This window comes from Rhodoferax fermentans, assembly GCF_002017865.1.
Lineage (GTDB): Bacteria > Pseudomonadota > Gammaproteobacteria > Burkholderiales > Burkholderiaceae_C > Rhodoferax > Rhodoferax fermentans.
The window spans coordinates 540,110-558,460 of sequence record NZ_MTJN01000002.1; the positions used below are offsets into that span (position 1 = coordinate 540,110).

The following is an 18,351-nucleotide window of genomic DNA, read 5'->3' on the forward strand; positions in this document are numbered from 1 at the left end:
TGGTTATTCTCCAGTTGCCATGTTGCCGAGCTGACCTTTGCCGTTGGCCGCGAGCCACTGGTTGAGCAGCCCCCGGTACTGCCCGCCGTTCTGATCGCTCAGGAACTCGCCCATCGGCACGATCTGCTTGCGCCCACCGAGGTCGACCTCGACGCCCTGGCTGTAGTAGCCAGGCTTGAGTGCGGCAAGCGCAGCGTCTGTGAGCTTGGAGCCCTTGAGCCAGTCGCTCGGCCCCATCTCACGAACGTCGCTGATCTTTGGTGCGCCCCAGCCGGTCTCTGCACCGAAGGTCGTGCCCTTGGCGTATTTATTGATCAGCTGGCCAAGGCCGAACTGGGTCTCGGCGGCAGTACGCATGCGCTGGTACTCACCAGGATTCGACGCACGCAGTTGCTCCAGGTTGACCGGCTTGCCGTCGGGGGTCGTCATGTTGCCTGCACTGGCGCGCAGGAACTGGCCCAGCTCGTTGGCTTTGGCCTGATTGACCTGCGGCACCCCTTTGTCGTCGACCACTGTGGCGAAGGGCGACTTCATGTTGTCGTCGTCGACACCCTTGGCGGCTGTCTGCCCCATCTCGTAGGACAGCTTGGCGCGGTCCAGACCCAGACGGTTCTGCGTCCCTTGGTACTGCAGCTCGTCACCACGCGCTTGCACCTGGTGACCCTCACGCGAGTTGGTCCGGCTGATGTCGTGACCAGCCATCGTCGAGCGGTAGTTCTTGTCAGTGGTGTTGAGGTTCTGCAGTGCCGCCACACCGGCTGCTGTCAGCGTCTGGCCCGAGCCGAGCCCACGCTGAATCTGGCCCATGAGCAGGCCCTGCGGGTCGTTGGCCGGTGTGCGTGCCTGCGACGTGCCGCGCTGCAGATCAACGCCGTCACGCAGGTTGGCGCGCATGACGGCCAGGTCGGCGTCCGATGGTGCCCCGGCGTTGTTGCCACCGTTGAACGCAGGCATGACGTTCATGTTGCCACGCCGTAGGCCCGCCGCACCTGGGCCGGTGTAGTTGTTCTGCCCAGTGTCCGCCGTATTGCTGAAGGACATCACGCCGTTGGGCTGGCGCTCCACATTGATGCTGGGTGCCTGCGGTGCGGCGTTGGCGGCTGCGAGCTTGGCGGCGTTGGGCGCAGCGAAGGGGTCGTTGTTCACCGTGGGCGCAGTAGCTGCTGGTGCCGCAGGGGCTGGCGTCGTCGGCTGTCCGGCACGAAGTTCGGCTGCTTTTTCACTGGGGAGTACGTCTGTCCGATTGTTGGCCCAATTCGACAATGCTTGTGCAGCCTTCGGCAGATACTTCTGGCCAAAGTATCCCCCGGCCAAACCGCCGAGTGCCGTGCCAACTACCGGGACCACAGACCCGATGGTCGCACCAGCCGCCGCACCGAGCGTGCCTCCCGCGACTCGGTTTGCACCTTCGGCGACACGTGTTGCACTGTCGATACCGTCCATGCCCGGCGTAGTCATGTCGTGTGCAGCCATAGCACCTTCAGCTAGTGCGCCTAAGCGTGCAACATTCTTGGCACCACTGTCGACTGCCCATGACTTTGCGTTTTTGGCTGTGCCGCCGAGGGTGTCGCCCACTTTCCCCGCGTAACTCTTGGCCTGGTTCCACAGCCCGGTGGGCTTTGGTGCCTCGGCCACCGGTATTGGGCTAGGTGTGGGAGATGCTGAGAAAGTGTTGCCAATGGACGGCTTCGGCTGGGCCTGCACTCGCGCACGAGCCTCATCGAGCGTCGGCACGCGGGGGTCGTCAAAGTGCTCGGTCACATCCATGCCGGGGATCACCCCACTTGCGTGGTGCCCGCCCGAGCGCAGCCCGCGTGCAGGAGCTTTGCCCGTGGTGGCCTTGATGGCGCGTGCGATGTTCTCAGGACCGAGGGCTGCTGTCGTCTTGGCGGGTAGCACGGACTCCCCTTTGGAGAGATGTGCAGGGATCGAGTCTGAGGTTGTCGTACCCGGCCCCTTGAGGTTGACCGCGCCACGGCGCAGACTGAGCAGCGGGCTTGGCCCCATGGGCACCATGCCGTCAGCGAAGTGGTTCGCGGCACGGGCCTTATGGAGTCCGCGTAGTATCTGTGTTTCTCTCATATCAGACTCCGTTAGAGTTTAGGGTATTGTAAAAGCGCCCGAAGACGCTGTCTTATTTGAGTTGCATGTCGCGGCTACGGCTGAGGTCGACGACCTTCAGCTTGGCACGTTCACGTCGAGCGTGCACCGACCTACGGATGTTGAACACGAGGGCAAAAACGATGAAACCGTAGCCCAGATAGTCAAGCCAGACATTTTTGACATCTTTGAGCACCCCGCTGAGGCCGTAGATCGCTCCAACGTAGATCGCACCTAGCAGCATGCCGACTATAGAGATGACAACCGCTTGGCTCCGGCTCTTCCCCTCTAGGTTGCGCAGTACCAAATAGTCCGCCACGGGGCCAAGCACCAAGGTCACCGCTACTACGGTCAGAACCCCTGCACCAATTGCAGCGCCTGCCGCCCACAGCCAAGTCGCCCCCGCACCGAGCGCATAGGCACCCACCAGCAGCCCGAACAATGCAGCCCAAAGCAACTTGTCTGTATAGATGATTTCTTTGTTCATAGTCCTGTACCAATTAAAACTTGCGCAAGCCGCCGTACGGGCGGGCGTCAGGACCACCCATTTCACTAACATCAGCCATGTAATGCGGCGAGCACCAGAATGCGCTAGATTTGACTCCCCGCTTGCGGTCCGACGCAATATCACTTTGCCACTGAACTGCGTAGCGATTGCCTGTGGCAGCTAGCGCGGTAAAATCCGTGTACGTGCTTTTGAGGCTTTGTGAGTGCGAAGAAATCAAAAAAGCGCACCACGCGTGCAATTCGCTCAGTTGGATGTCTCTTTGTGCGGCTGCTTCCTCAAGTATGCGCACAGTCTCTCGCAACCTAGAAGTTGTGTACCGCTCGTCGTCTAGCTCCGACTTACATGCCTCAATTGTGCGGGCTTGATCCAAGCTCACACTCTCAGGAACGGCTGTATGCTGCTCGCTGAATCGCCGCCATTCAATTTCCATAGCACTACAGGGTCTGACTTCACCACGGGCTATTTGCATGAAACGCGTTTGGACGCCATCTACGGGCTCACGCAGGCCGTTTAGCAGATCATGCATACGCGACACAGACAGCATACCCGAGCCCTCCCAAGTTCCTGCCATTCTAGGCTTCAGCGCGAGCGCGGGCAAGATGCTCATCACGACGTCAGCGCCATAGGGTTGTGCGTGTGCACCTTCGCTGCCAGCGCAGCATAGGCCGCAGCCGCGTCGCGCAGCCTCGCGTGAAACCCAGCGCAATGATGACGCCCGTCGTGATAGACCCGTGCGTGCCAAAGGCTGGCTCGCTTGTCAAAGTAAACGCCCTTGACGCCGCTCGTATTCCGTTTTGGTAGCCTGATATTCTGGCAGTTCTGCGAGCGGTTCACGTCGCGCAGGTTGGCAATGCGGTTGTCGCTTTTATTCTCGTTGATGTGGTCGAGTTCTTTCGACGGCCAAGCACCGTAAACATAGAGCCACGCCAGCCTGTGCGCGAGGTAGAGCTTTCCACCCACACCCAGGTTCACATACCCACTCTTTCTGACAGAACCGGCGACGTCGCCAGGGCGTAGTCGGTTGTTCGCGGTCTCGCGCCAAGTAAAAACGCCTGTCAGCGGGTCGTAGTTCAGCAGTTCGCGCAGTTTGGCCTGCGTCATCTCGATGGGATTGTTTCTGAGGGTCATGGTAATTAGGATGTAGTTGTTTGGGCCAAGAGTGTGTTCATGCCTGCCACCGCCGCCCCAGCCAGCCCGCTGTAGACCTGGGCGCTGGACACCGCCACGTTGGCCACCGACTCACCGTACTTGCGCATGTTCTCGGCCCCTGCCAGCAGGCTCTGCACGCTCAGGCGGGCATTCTCGATGCCGATCTGCGCCGTCGCCTTGTAATACTCGCTGCGGACCTGGAAGTTCGCCACCTGGGCGCTGGTCTCTGCCTGGAAGGCCAGGATGCTCTGGCGCTGGTTCTCCAGCCGGGTGCGGGCCACCTCGCCCTTGGCGCTGACGACAGCCTGGTACGCACCCACCTGGGACGTGTACTGCTTGGCCCGAGCGTCGTTGGTCAGCGCCTGGGCGCGTACCACCTCGGTCTTGGCAGCGATGGTTGCCGCGTAGCCCTGTACCTGGGCGCTGTACGCCTGCACCTGGGTGCCGAACATGCGGGCCTTGGCGTCCTCACCGTTGACCGCCGCGATGTAGCCCTGCCACTCGGAGTTTTTGGCCTGCACCTGGGCACCATACGCCTGCACCTGGGCCTGGAACAAGTCGATCTTGAGCTTCTCCAGACTGGCCTTGCTGACCATCGCATCGACCTGGGTCTTGTACATGCTGGTCATCGAGGTCATCGCGTCGATACGGGCGCGGTAAATGGCCACCCGCGCTTGGTCCACATTGGTCATGGCCTGCAGCGCGTCGACCTCAGCCTTGTAAATCTCGATGGTGGCCATGGCCGCGCGGCGCAGGGTCTCGTAGACCGACGCCTCAGCTTTGTAGGCGTCGAGCTTGGCCTCGAACACACGCACCTGGGTGTTGTAGGTCTCGACCAGCGCACTCAGGATGCTCTTGGCGTAGTCCAGCGCCTGCCCGTTGATCGTGGTCAGGTTCTGCATGTAGCTCAGCGTGGCACTGACCATCGCCGTGCGCAGCCCGGTGCTCGTGGTCACGGCGAACTGCAGGTTCCTCTGCTCCATCTCGGCCTGCATCACGACAATCTCACGGGCGGCGGCTGCGTTGTTGTCGGCACCGGCCTGACGTGCCTGCTGGGTAGCTGACAGCAATGCGCCACCAGGCATGGTGAAGCCATTCGTCGCCGCATCGGCCAGCGCCTGGTCGCGCACGCGGCGGGCCTCGGCGTCCTGCTTGCTACGCGAGCGGGCGTAGATGGCGTCCTCCACCGCTGCGTTGAGCCCTGTGCCACCGGCCAGGTACTTGCTCAGCTGGGCCTCAATAGCTGCCATCTGGGCGTTGAACTGGGGATTGAGCTTGAGCAGCTCGGCGTCCACCAGACCATTGACCATCGCCATGAACTGCGGCGCAGCGTCGGCGTACGCCGCCCGCACGTTGACCGTCAGGTCAGTCGGAGCGTTTGGCACGTCGGTGGGTGCTGAGGCGTCGAACGACGGCAGCGAGATCGTCGGCTTATCGGGCTCGGCCCGTGTCGGCATCGTCGGTTCCAGCGGCTGAATCAGGCTCGGCGCGTCTGGGAACGTGACACTGAGGTCGATGTCGGGTAACTTGGATGCGAAGTCGCTCAGGCCCGAGGGTTTGTTGGGCATGGTCAGCGTCGGAACAGAGACACTCAACGTCGGCGCGGCGCCTGCTTCAACCGCCGAGATGTCCTGGAAGGCGTAGGTCGTCGACGGCGCATCCGGTAGGTCAAAGGCGATGTCAGTCAGCGTGGGTACGGTGATTGCGGCACCGAGGCTGGGCGCGGCGGGCATGGCGATGTTGCCCGGCGTAACGATGGTATAGCCAATGGACGTGATGGCATCAGACGCATTCTGCAGCGCCGTGATAGCTTGGCTCAGCACGTTGCTGGAGTAGCCTCGGGCGTCGGCAACAAGGGCTTCGACAGTCATGATCAGATTCTCCGTTTGGTGGTGCCGACACTGAGGTCGACGGTATCAAGCTCAAACTCTTTTTCGCCGCTGATGCCCAGCGCGAAGTACCTCGCCTTGAGTCCTCGCGCGAAGCCCTGGCGGTGGTTTTGTGGCTTTGTGCTGCGCGGCGTAACGAACGCCTGGGTGACCGTCGTTTCCTCGCGTGCCGTCAAGGTGACGGTGGCTGCGCTACCGAGCCGCCCAGCCAGGTACGCCGACTCGACGGTCTTGTGCTCAGGCGCACCGAAGTCGGTCTCACAGGTCTTCACGTCGAAGGGGATGGGCGCCCCATCATCCGTCGTGCCTTCAAGCAAATAGAGCCCTGTACTGTTGGCGCCGTAGTAGCTGTTTTTGTAGCGCACCACGTGCGTGAACGGGAAGTTCGTGTAGTGCGTGGCTGCGGGCACCTTGGCGTCGTACTGGTTGCTTGGGCTACTGTCCAGAGGCTGGAGCAGGTTGATGGCATAGGCTTCGTAGGTGGCCGTGATGACCGCCGATCCAATGGCGACAAGCTCCAGGCCGGGTAGCGTGATGGCTGCACCATTCCCGCCACTGTGCAAGCTCAGCGATGGCAGCGTCAGGTGCGCAGATCCGTGGTTCTGCGCGCTGGCAAAGGATGCCACCTCAAACAGCGGTAGGCTGATCGAAGCACCACCAACCGCACCAGTGGTGCCAATGGACTCCATGGTGACAGTGCCGATGGTCACGCTGCACAGCGCTCCGGCGTAGCTCTTTCCGCTCATGGATGGCAAGGTTATGGCTGCGTTGCCAGTTGATGCAACTGTTGCCCCTGCGGCTGCGCTCAGGCTGGGTAGCGTCAGTTCTGCGTTGGAGACGGATGTCACGGTGCCTGCGACCTGATTACTCAAGCCTGGCAGAGAGATATTTGCATTAGCCCCAGCACGCGAAGACACCGAAAGACCGGGCAACTCCAAGGCTGCTGCACGTTCCCTTGTGCTGTCGTGCCCTTGGGCGGCGACTGTGAGTGATGGAAGTTGCATATTGGCCTCGCTGTATGGACCTCCGACCGGATAACTGATTGCGTAGGTGCTCAAGGATGGCAGCGTCATGCTGGCGTTACCAGTCGCTTGAACCGTTCCAGCAGCCGCAGCCAAAGGTCTTGGCAATGTCAGTGCAGCCCTTCCTCCGCTGTGCGCCTTGCTTGACAGACTAGGTAAGCTCAATGCAACATCAGCAACCCCCAGAGAAGGCACAGAGAATCTGGCAGTCGGAACGGTGAATGTTGATCCGGTGTAAAGTGCCTCGCCTTTTATGGCGATCAGTTCATCAATATAAGCAGTGTTGGCTGTGCAGTGGCCTATCTTGATAAACGGTGTTGCCGGAAGTTTGATGGCTGCAGTGCCGATGGCGAATGGTGTTCCCATAGCACCATCCATTCCAAGCGTCAGATTTCCACCAGACCGAACTAGCACGATGTACTGCCAAACCCATACATCCGTCGCAGATGGGCCAACAATGTGATGATACGTTTGCCCCCCGATAGCAGTCGTCGTCTGAAAGTCGCACGACAGCACACCATATTGCTGGGCGATATTCAAGCAATTGTCATACGACGCATTTGTCAGGTTGTACGGGATGAATATCTCATCGTCGCTTGTGCGCTTGTTCGATCGGATAATCAGCGTGAAGTCAGCCGAACCAAAGTTCAGATTCGCACTGACCTCTGCTCGAATGTAAGGAGCAATGCTTCCGCTAGGTCTGCAGTTGATGGCAGTCGCCCCAAATGCAGCAAACCCAATATCTTCGACAAACGGAACAACTCCATTGTTCGAAATCGGCGTAATAGTGATATGAGCTGGACCGCCATCTGAAATTGAAGATCCAGAAGCCCCTGACTGAATGGCAAGCGCAAGCGTCATGGCATCTCCGATGCATAAGGCGTCATTGACGCAATGTCGGGGCCAACAATGTACGGCCTCACTGGAACAAACCACGGGTGCGATGGCCTCGTCTCAAGATCGAGCACCCCAAACACCTGATCTTGTGTTTTGATGGTCTGCATGTAGCTGTTTCCGTGGGCAACGGCGCCGAACATCGCATCACCTCCGAGCCCAATCCACTCATACACGGTTGAGTTTTTCCCGACATTCATCCAGCGCCTGTACTCCTTGCGAAACTGGGCAATCGTCGCAGGGTTCTGAATTGACGGAGGCATTAGCCTGTCATTCCAAACTGGGTAATCTGGCGCATGGATTACGGGGCCGTTCTCAATCAGAGTGCCGTCATAGGAGTATGTTTTTGCGATCCTGCGACCAAGATCATTCTCAAAAGCAAAGTAGTAATCTTTGAACATGCGCAAAACATACTTACCAGTTACCGGGTTTATGGAACTCAATGCATCTGGAATGTAATAACCATAACTGAATTCAGATTCAGTAGTGCCACCTTTTCCGTTGCCGAACCAAATATCAGAGTTGATTGTCCCGGGCTGCAACTCGGTGAGAATTGCTCCAGGCGTAACTGGGTATACGACTGGCGCAATCGACAAAACACCCTCTGGGGTTCCGCCAACAACTGGCGGCGCTGAGTTGGCCCATATATTAAGAAACGACGGCGGTATTGGCACCATCAGCGCCCCAAGAGAATGGGTTGTTGGCGGATATGTGTAGGTCTGCGACTTCAGCGCACCGCCGTAATATGAAAAGGTTGGAGGGTTGACGCCGACACCTGAGTAATTGGTGATTTTGTGAACAAAATCTGCGTAAGCTGTCGAACTTCCACTAAAGCCTGGCTCATCTCCCCTGTGCCTGATGGCTTCATACTTGGCCGAACTTGAGTATCCGGCAGCAAAGGTACTGGAGACGACTGTACTTGTGTCACCGGCGACCGTGGCGTCTGCGCTAAGCGTTACCAGTTCCCCGCTGGTATTTTGACCAAATACCTCCATGCCAGTGATTGTTTTTGGAGGTTCCGTTGTGGATACGGACTTGTAGCTCCCAACAACCCCATTGGCAACCCAAGCCGTCGTCGTTCCTTTTATATTCTCAGTGCTTGATGACGCTGTTCCAGGGTGAAGTTGAAACATTGCCATCCGCTTGGCCGTCAAACTCATGGACTTCAAGGAATAGACACAAAGCATGGGTGTGTTGTCAACCCACTCTTTTGACAGGCACCACATATCCACCTTCAAGTTTCGGCTGAGCCTGATGTATTCGTGCCCGGGCTCAATGCGGACCCTGATGGAAACACCGTCAACCTCAAACGACTGGTTCGCGTAGGTCAGCCCCAGCGCTTTGAGCGACTTGATGCGACTACGGGCGAACGGTAGATACTGTTCGCCTCCTTGGATCAGTCGATGCTCCATGGCTTATGCCCAAGCCTTTCCGTCGAGCACATTGCGAATTGCCCGCCTAGACACCTGCATCATCACCGCGATTTTGTCTTGCGACAAACCACCCCCAGCGTACAGCCTACGGACTTCATCGGCTTTTGCGAAGCTGAGTTTTGCGCCTTGCTCTCGCCGTTCCTTGGTGTGTTTTTTCCCGAGCCAGCACCCGGTCATATTTTTCTTTTGTTCGTCGGTGTACTTGACGCCTTTTTTTGCTGCACTGATCTTTGCGCCAAATCCAGCAGGCTTCTTTTTTCCGTGCAAAGTACGCGATATTTTTTCCCGCTGCTCATCGGGCATCGGTTTACCGCGCTTCAAGTCAGCGGCGACTTCATACGCTTTGTCGCAGAGCCGTTTGCCATAGTACTGATGAGCCTCGCCACGCGGGACTGCGGCTGCAATCTTGGCTTTGTGCTCGTCTGTCAGCTTCATGCCCGCACATGTTTCCACCACGATGCGTTTGTTGTAGCCAAACTCTTTCTGGTTCGACTTGAAGCCGTCCATGATGCGCTGCTCGTAAAACAGAACGTCCTTTTTGTCGCAGACAATCAGCTGCTTGAATTCAAACGCAGACTCTCCACACTTATCCCATGCAGACTGCAAATGCGCAGTGGCGTGCTCACCTCTGCGCAGATGCTGCCGATGAGCAGCAAGTCTGCGCTTGACGTTTACCGATGACCCGATATACACCTTGTTGCTCAATGTGTTTCGGATTTCGTAAACACCCGCAACGGTGATACGCGCCACGACTTAAGATGCCGGACAAGTTACTGTAAACGAGTCGATTGTGGTCGGCGCACCCACAGCGATGGTCAAGTTACTCAGGTTCATCTCTGCGCCGCTGGTGGCAATGGAGCCATCCAAGCGCACAGCAGTGGTTGATACGCCATCAGCATCAAGGAAGCTTGCCTTGAATCGGAACCAGCCCGCAGTGCCTGCGGCCAACCCGTTGAAGCTCCAGGTGCCGAGCTTGCTCACAGAGCCGCCAGATGCTGCCGAGAACTGCAGGCCAGCAGTTGCGTCAACGCCGCCCGTGATATTGCCGCTCGATGTGGCTGTCATCGTTGTCACAGTCGCCGCCAGAGCCAGGCCGTTGTGAGCATCGCCAGTCCCTGCCGGGGCTTTGACGGTCACCACCGCACCGGATGCGGTTGCCGTGTAAATGCCGTTGCGGTTGATTGCATCGGCCAGTGCTTGAGCGGTCGTTGCCAAATCGGTGATAAAGGCAACAGGCCCAAGTGGGATGATGTTGAATGACCCGATGTTTACGGTGTTGACAGAGCCCGAAGAACCAGCCAGCGTCAGCGTGGCAGATGCAGCCGTTTCTGCCACATAGGTGGTCGAGGCAATAGTCACGCGGCCCAACAGCGTGCCAGTCACAGCGCTGTCCGCCGTGGCGGGCTGTGAACCAGAGTAGATGTCAATGACGCCACCGGCAAAGCTGGCGGCAAATGCGGCAGCAAGGGCATCACGCAATTTGGTGGATAAGCGAAGTGTCATGGTGGTTTCTCCTTAAAGAGCGTTGAAGGGCTCGCCGCCCTGTTGAAGAACTGCGAGATACCGTTTCTGGCCCCCGCTTTTCACAATGCAGCCCCCGGCGCGAAGGCCAGGCGCTACGCTGATCTGTCGTTCGGTGAGGTTCTGGAATGGCAGCGCGCTACACAGGCCGCGTGTCGTCCAGAAGTACACCTTGCCGTCGGCGTCCTTGTCGTCGTGCCAGCCTGGGACCACGCCGTAGTCCGCGAGCTGTACGAGCTTTGTGCCGTCGCAGGCATAGACGCGCGTCTCAGTACCGATGACCAGTGCCTCGTCGTGCGCGGCCAGCATCTGGACGTGGCCTGGCACAAGAATGAAGTTGCTGTTGAGGTTGAACAGATGGAACGCCAGCGGCTGGCTGAACCACACGACCGTCTGGTCTTCACTCGGCATGTACATGGCGGCGTACACCCTGCCCTTCCACACCTGAATCACATCGGCGCCAAGCGGCAGCGGGTCGAGGAACGCATTGAGCAGATCGCGGCCAAGGTTGTCGGGCGAACTGTTCCAGACGAAGGCTGAGGTGGTGGCGCGCCCAGCAAGCTGGTACACGTCACTGTTGGCGGGGGCGATGTAGACGTTCGAGCCTGGCGTCACGCCACTGATCTGCAACGCCTGACCGTCAGTCAGCGTGATCTCGGCAGGTTCACTGGTGCCGGTCTCACGCCCGTCAGCCAAGAACGTCGTGCAGCGCACTTGGTACATGCCTGCCGGAAGCCTGCCGGTAACCGCCGCGACGGTCGGTGCTGCGGGCGTCTGCCAGCGCCACGGCAGCACCGTGTTGTCTGGCAGGATGACCCCGGCATCCAGCCCATTGTTGAAGAACACCTGGTCGTTGACCTCGGCCCAGAACATAGGGTCAGGCGAGCTGAGCGGTATCAAGCGGTTGCCGTCATAGTCCGTCAGATAACCGTCGACCGCCGCGTAGAAACGGCTGTAGTCGAAGGTTGTGAACACCCCCACGTAGTCGCCCGCACTCACCAGCGAGTACCCTGCACGCTTGGTCAACGCCCCTGTATCGGTCACATTCACGTTGTCCGCAGTTGCCAGCCAGCCGAGACCCAACCTCAGCGAATCGCTGACGTTGTTGAGTCCTTTGAAGCGCTTGATCTGTGGCATGGTCTCGTGATTTTACGTGAGAGTCCGTTAGAGTGCTGGACTTAGTTTTGGGCGGCGTCGTGCTGGTTCACGGCTTCTCGGTACTCGTTGTACTGAGCTTGACATTGGCCGAGGTCAAGGCGTAACTTATCGGCTCGGGCAGACTCCCCAATAAGAAATTCTGCATCCGGTCGATAAAGCTGGGCACCTGTGCAACTGGCACTTGTTCCAGTGCTGGCATCCGTGGGCAGACCAGTTCCACTTTCGTTGGGGCGGGCTGGACGGTTCCGCAGGCTTGCAAGAACAGCAGAGACAGCAGAATTAAGTAGTCTGATTTTTTCATCTTTGTCTTTCAGAATTGCGTCAGCTTGGGTTTGGAGAACGCCGGACTCATGAGAAACTTGACGGCGCTTCTCAAGAGACTGCATGACGACTTGGGCCTTGTCAGCATCCCAGAGCGCCTGAACCTCAGATTTGCCGCCCAGGTAGCCGTCGTGGTGCCACCAGTACAGCCCGTAGGACAGCGCTGCTGCAATGACGAGGCCAATCCACAGCCTGGGGTTGAGAAGCGCCCTCATATCGCCCGTACCTTTCTGAAGTGGTCCCATCGGCGCTTGATGTACCAGACCGTCAGCGCGATGAATAAAGCAAAAACACCCCGATACATCAGACCGACGGGCATAGGGCGCCTGAACTCAGAATCTCCCACAACGACAGAACCTTCAAAACCGAAGAACGAGTTCCAGTGGCGCGGTAAGTCGCCGGGCGGCACAAACGACTTGAATTCGTGTCGCAGGTTGTCATAGTTGCCAAGGTGCTGCCAGGGCCAGGGGTGGCCGTCTTTGTCCCGTGCACTCATCCCTATGCAGAGATACCCACCAAGCTCGTGCACGCAGTCAAATGCGTACATGAAGCAGTTGGTCGTGGTTGGGTTCGGGTTCATATCGAGTCCGTCTCGGTATCGTTGTCTTCCCAGCCCTTGCGCTGTGGGTTCAGGCCACGGCGCTCCTTCGCAACCGGGATGCTGTGTTTGCGGCGATCTGTTTGAGGTATGCGCAGTTTTGCTGCAAGCTGATCTTGCAGAGTGTGTGCGGCACCGAGACGTTCGCGGGTGCGCTGTTCAATGATGCTCATGCCAGCACCTCGTCAGCCACACGGAACAGCGCCAGGCGCTCCTTGAAGCCGTTGGCATCGCCTTTGATCTCCGTCTTTTTGCCACGGTTGATCACATCGCTGACGCCATCCACATCGCCGAGGTCAGCCCAGTAGTTCAGGTTGTGCGCTTCCCAAAAGTCACAGGCGCTCAGAACGGCCCACAGCGGCAAGGCCAAGGCCTCCGGGTCTTGCTCAAAGTCGGGAACATTGTGGTTTGGCAGGCGGGCGCGCAGCCTGTCTCGGGCCTTTGCGTGGTTGTAGCGCCCGGTGCTTTGCAGCAGGCCGTGGCCGCGATACCGCTTGCCGTCACCGGGCTGTGAATTGCCCAGGTTGAATGCTTTGTAGTTCCTGTCGCCGCGTTGCAGGCCAGGACCCCATGACTGCGAGAAGTCGCGCTCATAGGTGCTTTGCGCAGCGGTTGGCTCAGCACCCCACAGTTCCGTGGTGCACCTGAGCATCATTGACTCGTGCAACACCTGGGGCAGAAACATTTTCTTGCGCAGTAGTGTGTCTATGCCAAATTCAGGCATGGCCATGGCCAGCAATGGTGCGTAGGTGGCGGCGCGGTCGGCGCGGACGCCCATGTGTATCAGCTCTGATGGTGTCATTTGGCTGCTCCTTCATTCTGTTTTTGCTTGACATTCCCGGCGATATAGGCGCCAACAGTGAGCGCAACCGCACCACCCCAAGCCAGTCCAGCAAGGTCCATCTTCCCGAACCACTGCAGTACATCTGCGCTGATCAATGAGCCCCAACAAAGAAGGTATCTACGGCCTCCATATTTTTCAAAGTTCATGTTTCTTTCACCTTCACGCAGATTTCTTGTTCCTCAATCCACCCATTGGCACAAGTCACCTTGATCGTGTACTTGTACTTGGCAAGATGCTCGCCGCCAACCGACCAGACCCTCACAACACCATCAACAATGGTTGCAATCTCCTTCTGTGTCATGGCCACAGTCGAACTCGTTCCATCGGAAAAAACACCGGTGCCAACGGTGACATCAGGCGCCCCAACAACATCCGTTTCAAGATCAGCCAAAAAGTCCTCGAAGTGAACGTCAAAGAACTTGGCTTCACTTGGCTGCTTTGTAAAAGTTGCAAGAATGCTCATAGTTACCCCTGGTAGGCGAGTCTGGTGTTTCTTGACGCCACGGGTACGCGAACTTTGTTTTGAGCAAGCGGCACATAAGCGCGGCGTACAGCCATAGAAACCCATGCATTAAAAATGCTTGGTCCATAGGTGTTTGAGTTGGTAACTCGAAGTGACGCACTACCGGTGGCCACTGCTGATCCATTTGCCTGCAAGCTTATTGCTGCTGGAAAACTGGCGCCACTGGAGGCTTGAGCCAGCGCACTAGCCTCCAGCGTCACAGACAAGCTAAGCGCACCACCCGCTGATGCTTGCACCAATGCATCGGCACCCAGAGGGATGTCTAGCCAAAGCATTGCACTTCCACTGGCTTGGCCCTGGCCAGCGGCTGCAATGGGTTTGCCCACCGACAGTGCGGCGCTGGCCTGTGCGTTGGCAATGGCTTGCGTGGCCAAAGTGGCAGCACCACCAAATGCCGCAGAGCTGGCGGCCTGGGCCAGGGCCACAGCGGAAAAGTTGACCGCCAGGGCCAGCGTGGCCGTGCCAGTGGCCTGGGCAGCACCAGCAGCGGCCAGGTTCACCGCGCCGCCTGCAGCGGCCACGTTCAGCGCCGCACCCCCGGTGACCTGCCCGGCGCCTGCAGCTGCCAGTGGCTTGCCCACCGCTGCCTGACCAGTGGCCAAGGCCTGGGCCAGCGCACCCGCTGCAAATCTGATTGACAGTTTGACTTGCCCGGTGCTACTGGCCGTGCCGGTGGCAGCAGCAGCTAGGGGCACAGAGTGCGACATGCTGGCCGAGCTGCTGGCCACACTGAGCGCAGCGCCTGCCAGGTTCACGCCATGCAACAGGGTGGCCGAGGCGCTGGCCTGGCCAGCAGCGTCAGCCCCCAGCAGCACATCCGAGCTGCTGACCGTGGGCACCCAGATCGTGATTTCTTCGGGCTCGAAGATTTGCCAGGGGTTGTCAGAGAGGGACTTTACCTCGGCATCAGATTTTGCAGTGTTAAAGCAAAGTGAAATATACCGCCGCCCCTTAAAGTGCCACGGACTTGGGCGCGGGGTGTGTGCACTATTGATGTCCCCAAAAGATACCTCGCCTTTACCCGATGCGCCGACGAGCGTAAATCCAGCAACATCCAAAGACCCATTTAAAAATAGTCGTGTCTCAGATTCTTTAAACGTGGCAGCTATCGTGTAAGGGTGCGTCGTAGGAACGGACAGAAGCCCGTCAAGTACAACCATGTCGCGTGTGTAAGCCGAGGGCTTGCCATTGAATACGCGCAGCCCACGGGTACTACCAGCATAGCCGGAACCGTCTCCGCCAAACTCCAACGCAATACACTCTTGTGGGTACCCGCCATCTACCAGGCAAAGCAGCGTCGCGTCTGCGTTTGCGCGCCCTGTTACGACGCTCTGAACTTGACCAGACGACGATGCATCAACATTCTTGCCTGGCTCTCCGACGCCACTTATCAAAAAACTATTCTGGTAGTTTGGGGATTGAGATATAACCCTGCCGTTGGCAAACTCACAAGCAACAAATCCAAGCGCCAGCGGGTTATCCAAATCAATCCCGCACGCATCCTGCGGCTGGCTGGTGCGCGGGATTCTGACTTTGACAAACGGCACGTCGAGCCCCCGTTACTGCGCGCGGTGCGTGGTCATCCGCGCCCGCACGGTGATGCTGCGGGTGGCCGCTTGGGGGCACTGCACACCCAGGCGGTAGCCAGTGGCTCCAGTGCGTACCGGTGCCGACTTGCGGGCCGGGTCCTCACCATTGGTGGAGTAAGTGTCCAGCTGCATCAAGAACTGGGCGTGTTTGTCGGTGTCGAAATCGGCGCCGCTGTCGCCCAGGATGTCGCCGCTGTGGTAAGCCACGAACACATTGCACACGTCGCCGCTGGCGGGAGTGCCCGTGTTGTCGGCGCTGACTTGCACGCTGGCTTCAAAATCTTCCACATTGAATGCAACCGGGTCGCTCCAGACGATGCTGGCCGATGCCACTGTGGCGGACGCTGCGGCGCTCCAGGTGAGCTGTGTTTCTGGTTTTGTAGAGGCCATGGCATCAATCCCAAGGTCCGCGCACCGCGCGGGATACATCGGCGGCGGTGATCTTGGGCGCGGGCTGCATGGGCAGGTTCAGCACGGCGTCAAGCTCCGCTTGCGTAAATACGTCGGCCTGGGTCCATTGTGCAAACTGGGCACGCAAACCGACGTCGCCAAAGTTCACACCTTTGGCATCGTTTTCCAAACGGTTCATCAGTGCCCGGGTGGACCGCGACGATGCGGCCAAGGTGTCAAGCTTGGTCAGGATGGCGTCAGGCATGGCCGTGTTGCCAGTGGCCGCCACCAGGTCACTCACAAGGCCCCGGTCTGTCAGCCAGCACTCACCCACAACCGTGCGGCCGGTGTTGAGGATGTCGGCGATGGCCTGGTCTTTGACCAGCACCTCGGCCGCGCTGATCTTGGGCGCGGCGCTGTTGTGGATGTAGGGCGCACAGTCAGCGCTGGCCAGGATCTCGGTCAGCAAATCTCGGTAGTTCATGACGATGTCCGATCAGTTGTCCATCTGAATCGTGAGCGATGCAGCCGGGAAGCTGACGGTGTCACCGGTGTTGATCGTCTTGCCGATGCTCAACGCGGTGCAAACCAGCATGTTGCCGCTGGACACCGAATCCATCAAACCGATGTGGGTGACCGTGCCCCAGCCTGCGCTGGGTGTGGCAAAGGTGATGGCGGCATTGTTGGACGTGGTGCCGCTGGTGCCCGAGCTGGCCGTGGTGCTGGCCGCTGCCTGGGTGCCTGCCCAGTTGACCAAGCTGGTGGCCAGCCCAGGCCGGGCATACGAGCCGCCCGACACCTCGGTGCCAATAGCCGAGTCGCTGCAGGCTGATGTGAAGAGTGCCACATAGACAGTTGTCGGCGCGGTGTAGGCCTGGGCCCGGAACACATGGTCAACCAGCTTGTTTTCCAGGTAATCGGATAAAGCACCGGCCTGCACCACCGGAACCGCAGCCAGTACCAACGCCAGGCCCAACAGGGCCGAACCAATCCATTTTTTAAACATCTTCACAGCTATCTCCTTCAGTAAAAATAAGCTTTTCGCTCAACTACAGATCACTCGGCCTTGTGGCGTTGGCAAGCATTTCCCGCCGGGCTGCTCTCGCCTGGGCCTTTTGAATTGGCCTTGTGTACTTGAACCAGCCGTAGACCTGAATCCCTATCCAGAGTCCAGAAAGAACACCGACAACGATGTTTACGAGACCGGCAAATGTCCCTATGCCAAGCAGTGCAGCAAGCCAGTCAAGGGCGACTTTGATCCATGATGTATGCTGGTCGTTGGTCACTTCACAGCCCTCCGTACGCCACAGACATGCTGTGGCTCTTGTATCTGTTCCACTCGGCCTTGGCCTGTGCGCAGTAGGCGTTGAACTGCTGCGTGTACTCATCGCGGCGACCCCGGTCAAAGCACTCAGCATCCTGCTTGCCGTAGGCCCGTGCCTTCATCCACAGCATCAAGTGCTCGTGGTGCTCTTCACCGATCTCGCCAAACTCAAAGCCGGGCTCGACGGTGTCCAGCGGCAGGCGCTGTACGCTGAGCTGTACGGTGTCGGCGCGGTCTGGGATGCGGACCCAGCGCACCAGGCCACGCGCCGCGTTGCGGTCCATGCCGGTCACCATGTGCGTGACCTTGCCTTGCAGCAAGCTGCGCCGCTGCGTGTTGAGCTGGCCGTAGTCACTGGTCGTCAGCGTCGGCAAGCCCGCCTCGTTGACGATCTTGAGTTCGGTGCCGTCAGACAGCAGGTATGCGCTACGGAACCGGAGAATGAGGGGGCTGACCGCGCTGGTTGGCTGGCCGGGGGCCAGGACCAGGCGGGTCAGCGCTGAGCTGGTGTCGGGAATACCCCCAATACGCCGAACGAACATCCTGTACGCATCGTTCATGTAGCCCCAGACCTCGGTGTCGCTCCAGAGGTACGGAGCTGCCGTATCGACCACGTCGCTACGGAACAGTGCGAGCAGATCGTCGGCGAGCATGGCTAGCCAGCCTTCGCCTTGAGGTACTCTTCCCAAAGCTCGTCGCGCTCTTTACCGATCACCTCGTAGCCGAGCAGCTCTTTCAGGATGCTCAGGTTCGGACGACCGCTGCCGGTGAAGTCACCGCGCTCGTTGCGCGCTTCGAGCTGTGCGAATACCGCCAGTACCTGAGCCGCGCGTTCTTGGCCAGAAGGGGCCAGCGGCAGCGCCGGTTTGTCAGGGTCCAGCACGTCCTGCTTGGGGCCATCGACGGGCTCAGCACCCAGCGCTGTGACCTCCTTCTCCAGCGCCGGGGGCACCCAGGTGGGCATCCCTTTGACGAAGTTGACGATGTGGCCCAAGGTAGAGCGGTGGGTGTAGGTGCGGTTGAGCACGTAGTCCGGCATGATGGTCTCCAGGAAGGTAAAAAAGAAGCGGGCCGAAGCCCGCTTCAAG

21 protein-coding genes are annotated in these 18,351 nt (G+C 59.0%); all 21 read right to left on the bottom strand.

Going from position 1 to position 18,351, the window contains the following annotated elements; genetic code table 11:
* Positions 1-3: 3 nt before the first annotated feature.
* On the bottom strand, positions 4-2,082 hold the full coding sequence (locus RF819_RS02630) for a hypothetical protein (RefSeq protein WP_143541566.1): 2,079 nt from the start codon (positions 2,080-2,082) through the stop codon (positions 4-6).
* A 52-nt stretch (positions 2,083-2,134) separates the two neighbouring features.
* The gene (locus RF819_RS02635) at positions 2,135-2,587 is read right to left on the bottom strand and encodes a hypothetical protein (RefSeq protein ID WP_078363530.1); all 453 of its coding nucleotides are present in this window, start codon (positions 2,585-2,587) and stop codon (positions 2,135-2,137) included.
* Positions 2,588-3,214: 627 nt separating this feature from the next.
* A complete protein-coding gene (locus RF819_RS02645; protein ID WP_078363532.1) occupies positions 3,215-3,736 on the bottom strand; it encodes an HNH endonuclease signature motif containing protein in 522 nt (173 codons plus the stop codon).
* Between the two features lie 5 nt (positions 3,737-3,741).
* A complete protein-coding gene (locus tag RF819_RS21235; protein WP_078363533.1) occupies positions 3,742-5,628 on the bottom strand; it encodes a hypothetical protein in 1,887 nt (628 codons plus the stop codon).
* A 2-nt stretch (positions 5,629-5,630) separates the two neighbouring features.
* Complete coding sequence (locus RF819_RS20865) at positions 5,631-7,529, bottom strand: hypothetical protein (RefSeq protein ID WP_143541567.1); 1,899 nt, start codon at positions 7,527-7,529, stop codon at positions 5,631-5,633.
* Positions 7,526-8,974 (bottom strand): hypothetical protein, encoded by a 1,449-nt coding sequence (locus RF819_RS02660; RefSeq protein WP_078363535.1) that lies wholly within the window; start codon positions 8,972-8,974, stop codon positions 7,526-7,528. The genes RF819_RS20865 and RF819_RS02660 overlap by 4 nt, the downstream gene beginning before the upstream one ends.
* 3 nt (positions 8,975-8,977) lie before the next feature.
* Positions 8,978-9,745: a GIY-YIG nuclease family protein gene (locus RF819_RS02665; protein ID WP_078363536.1), complete on the bottom strand. Its 768-nt coding sequence runs from the start codon at positions 9,743-9,745 to the stop codon at positions 8,978-8,980.
* 3 nt (positions 9,746-9,748) lie between these two features.
* Positions 9,749-10,498: a hypothetical protein gene (locus RF819_RS02670; RefSeq protein WP_078363537.1), complete on the bottom strand. Its 750-nt coding sequence runs from the start codon at positions 10,496-10,498 to the stop codon at positions 9,749-9,751.
* A 12-nt stretch (positions 10,499-10,510) separates the two neighbouring features.
* Complete coding sequence (locus RF819_RS02675; protein ID WP_078363538.1) at positions 10,511-11,653, bottom strand: hypothetical protein; 1,143 nt, start codon at positions 11,651-11,653, stop codon at positions 10,511-10,513.
* A 41-nt stretch (positions 11,654-11,694) separates the two neighbouring features.
* Entirely contained in the window at positions 11,695-12,210 is a 516-nt protein-coding gene (locus tag RF819_RS02680; RefSeq protein WP_078363539.1) for a hypothetical protein, read from the bottom strand.
* On the bottom strand, positions 12,207-12,575 hold the full coding sequence (locus RF819_RS02685) for a hypothetical protein (RefSeq protein WP_078363540.1): 369 nt from the start codon (positions 12,573-12,575) through the stop codon (positions 12,207-12,209). Before RF819_RS02685 ends, RF819_RS02680 begins: the two co-directional genes overlap by 4 nt.
* Positions 12,572-12,766 carry a hypothetical protein gene (locus RF819_RS02690; RefSeq protein WP_078363541.1) on the bottom strand — a complete coding sequence of 65 codons (195 nt, stop codon included), beginning with the start codon at positions 12,764-12,766 and terminating at the stop codon, positions 12,572-12,574. The genes RF819_RS02685 and RF819_RS02690 overlap by 4 nt, the downstream gene beginning before the upstream one ends.
* Entirely contained in the window at positions 12,763-13,395 is a 633-nt protein-coding gene (locus RF819_RS02695) for a glycoside hydrolase family 19 protein (protein ID WP_143541568.1), read from the bottom strand. Before RF819_RS02695 ends, RF819_RS02690 begins: the two co-directional genes overlap by 4 nt.
* The gene (locus RF819_RS20870) at positions 13,392-13,583 is read right to left on the bottom strand and encodes a hypothetical protein (protein ID WP_143541569.1); all 192 of its coding nucleotides are present in this window, start codon (positions 13,581-13,583) and stop codon (positions 13,392-13,394) included. The genes RF819_RS02695 and RF819_RS20870 overlap by 4 nt, the downstream gene beginning before the upstream one ends.
* Positions 13,580-13,900: a phage fiber-tail adaptor protein gene (locus RF819_RS02700; RefSeq protein ID WP_078363543.1), complete on the bottom strand. Its 321-nt coding sequence runs from the start codon at positions 13,898-13,900 to the stop codon at positions 13,580-13,582. Before RF819_RS02700 ends, RF819_RS20870 begins: the two co-directional genes overlap by 4 nt.
* Before the next feature lie 2 nt (positions 13,901-13,902).
* Positions 13,903-14,799 carry a hypothetical protein gene (locus RF819_RS02705; protein WP_078363544.1) on the bottom strand — a complete coding sequence of 299 codons (897 nt, stop codon included), beginning with the start codon at positions 14,797-14,799 and terminating at the stop codon, positions 13,903-13,905.
* A 720-nt stretch (positions 14,800-15,519) separates the two neighbouring features.
* Positions 15,520-15,939 (bottom strand): hypothetical protein, encoded by a 420-nt coding sequence (locus RF819_RS02710; RefSeq protein WP_078363545.1) that lies wholly within the window; start codon positions 15,937-15,939, stop codon positions 15,520-15,522.
* A gap of 4 nt (positions 15,940-15,943) precedes the next feature.
* Positions 15,944-16,423 (bottom strand): hypothetical protein, encoded by a 480-nt coding sequence (locus RF819_RS02715; RefSeq protein WP_078363546.1) that lies wholly within the window; start codon positions 16,421-16,423, stop codon positions 15,944-15,946.
* 12 nt (positions 16,424-16,435) lie between these two features.
* Complete coding sequence (locus tag RF819_RS02720; RefSeq protein ID WP_078363547.1) at positions 16,436-16,945, bottom strand: phage tail fiber protein; 510 nt, start codon at positions 16,943-16,945, stop codon at positions 16,436-16,438.
* A 281-nt stretch (positions 16,946-17,226) separates the two neighbouring features.
* A complete protein-coding gene (locus RF819_RS02730; protein ID WP_143541571.1) occupies positions 17,227-17,952 on the bottom strand; it encodes a phage adaptor protein in 726 nt (241 codons plus the stop codon).
* Positions 17,919-18,350, bottom strand: a complete 432-nt coding sequence (locus RF819_RS02735) for a hypothetical protein (RefSeq protein ID WP_143541572.1) — start codon at positions 18,348-18,350, stop codon at positions 17,919-17,921. Before RF819_RS02735 ends, RF819_RS02730 begins: the two co-directional genes overlap by 34 nt.
* Position 18,351: the final 1 nt, after the last annotated feature.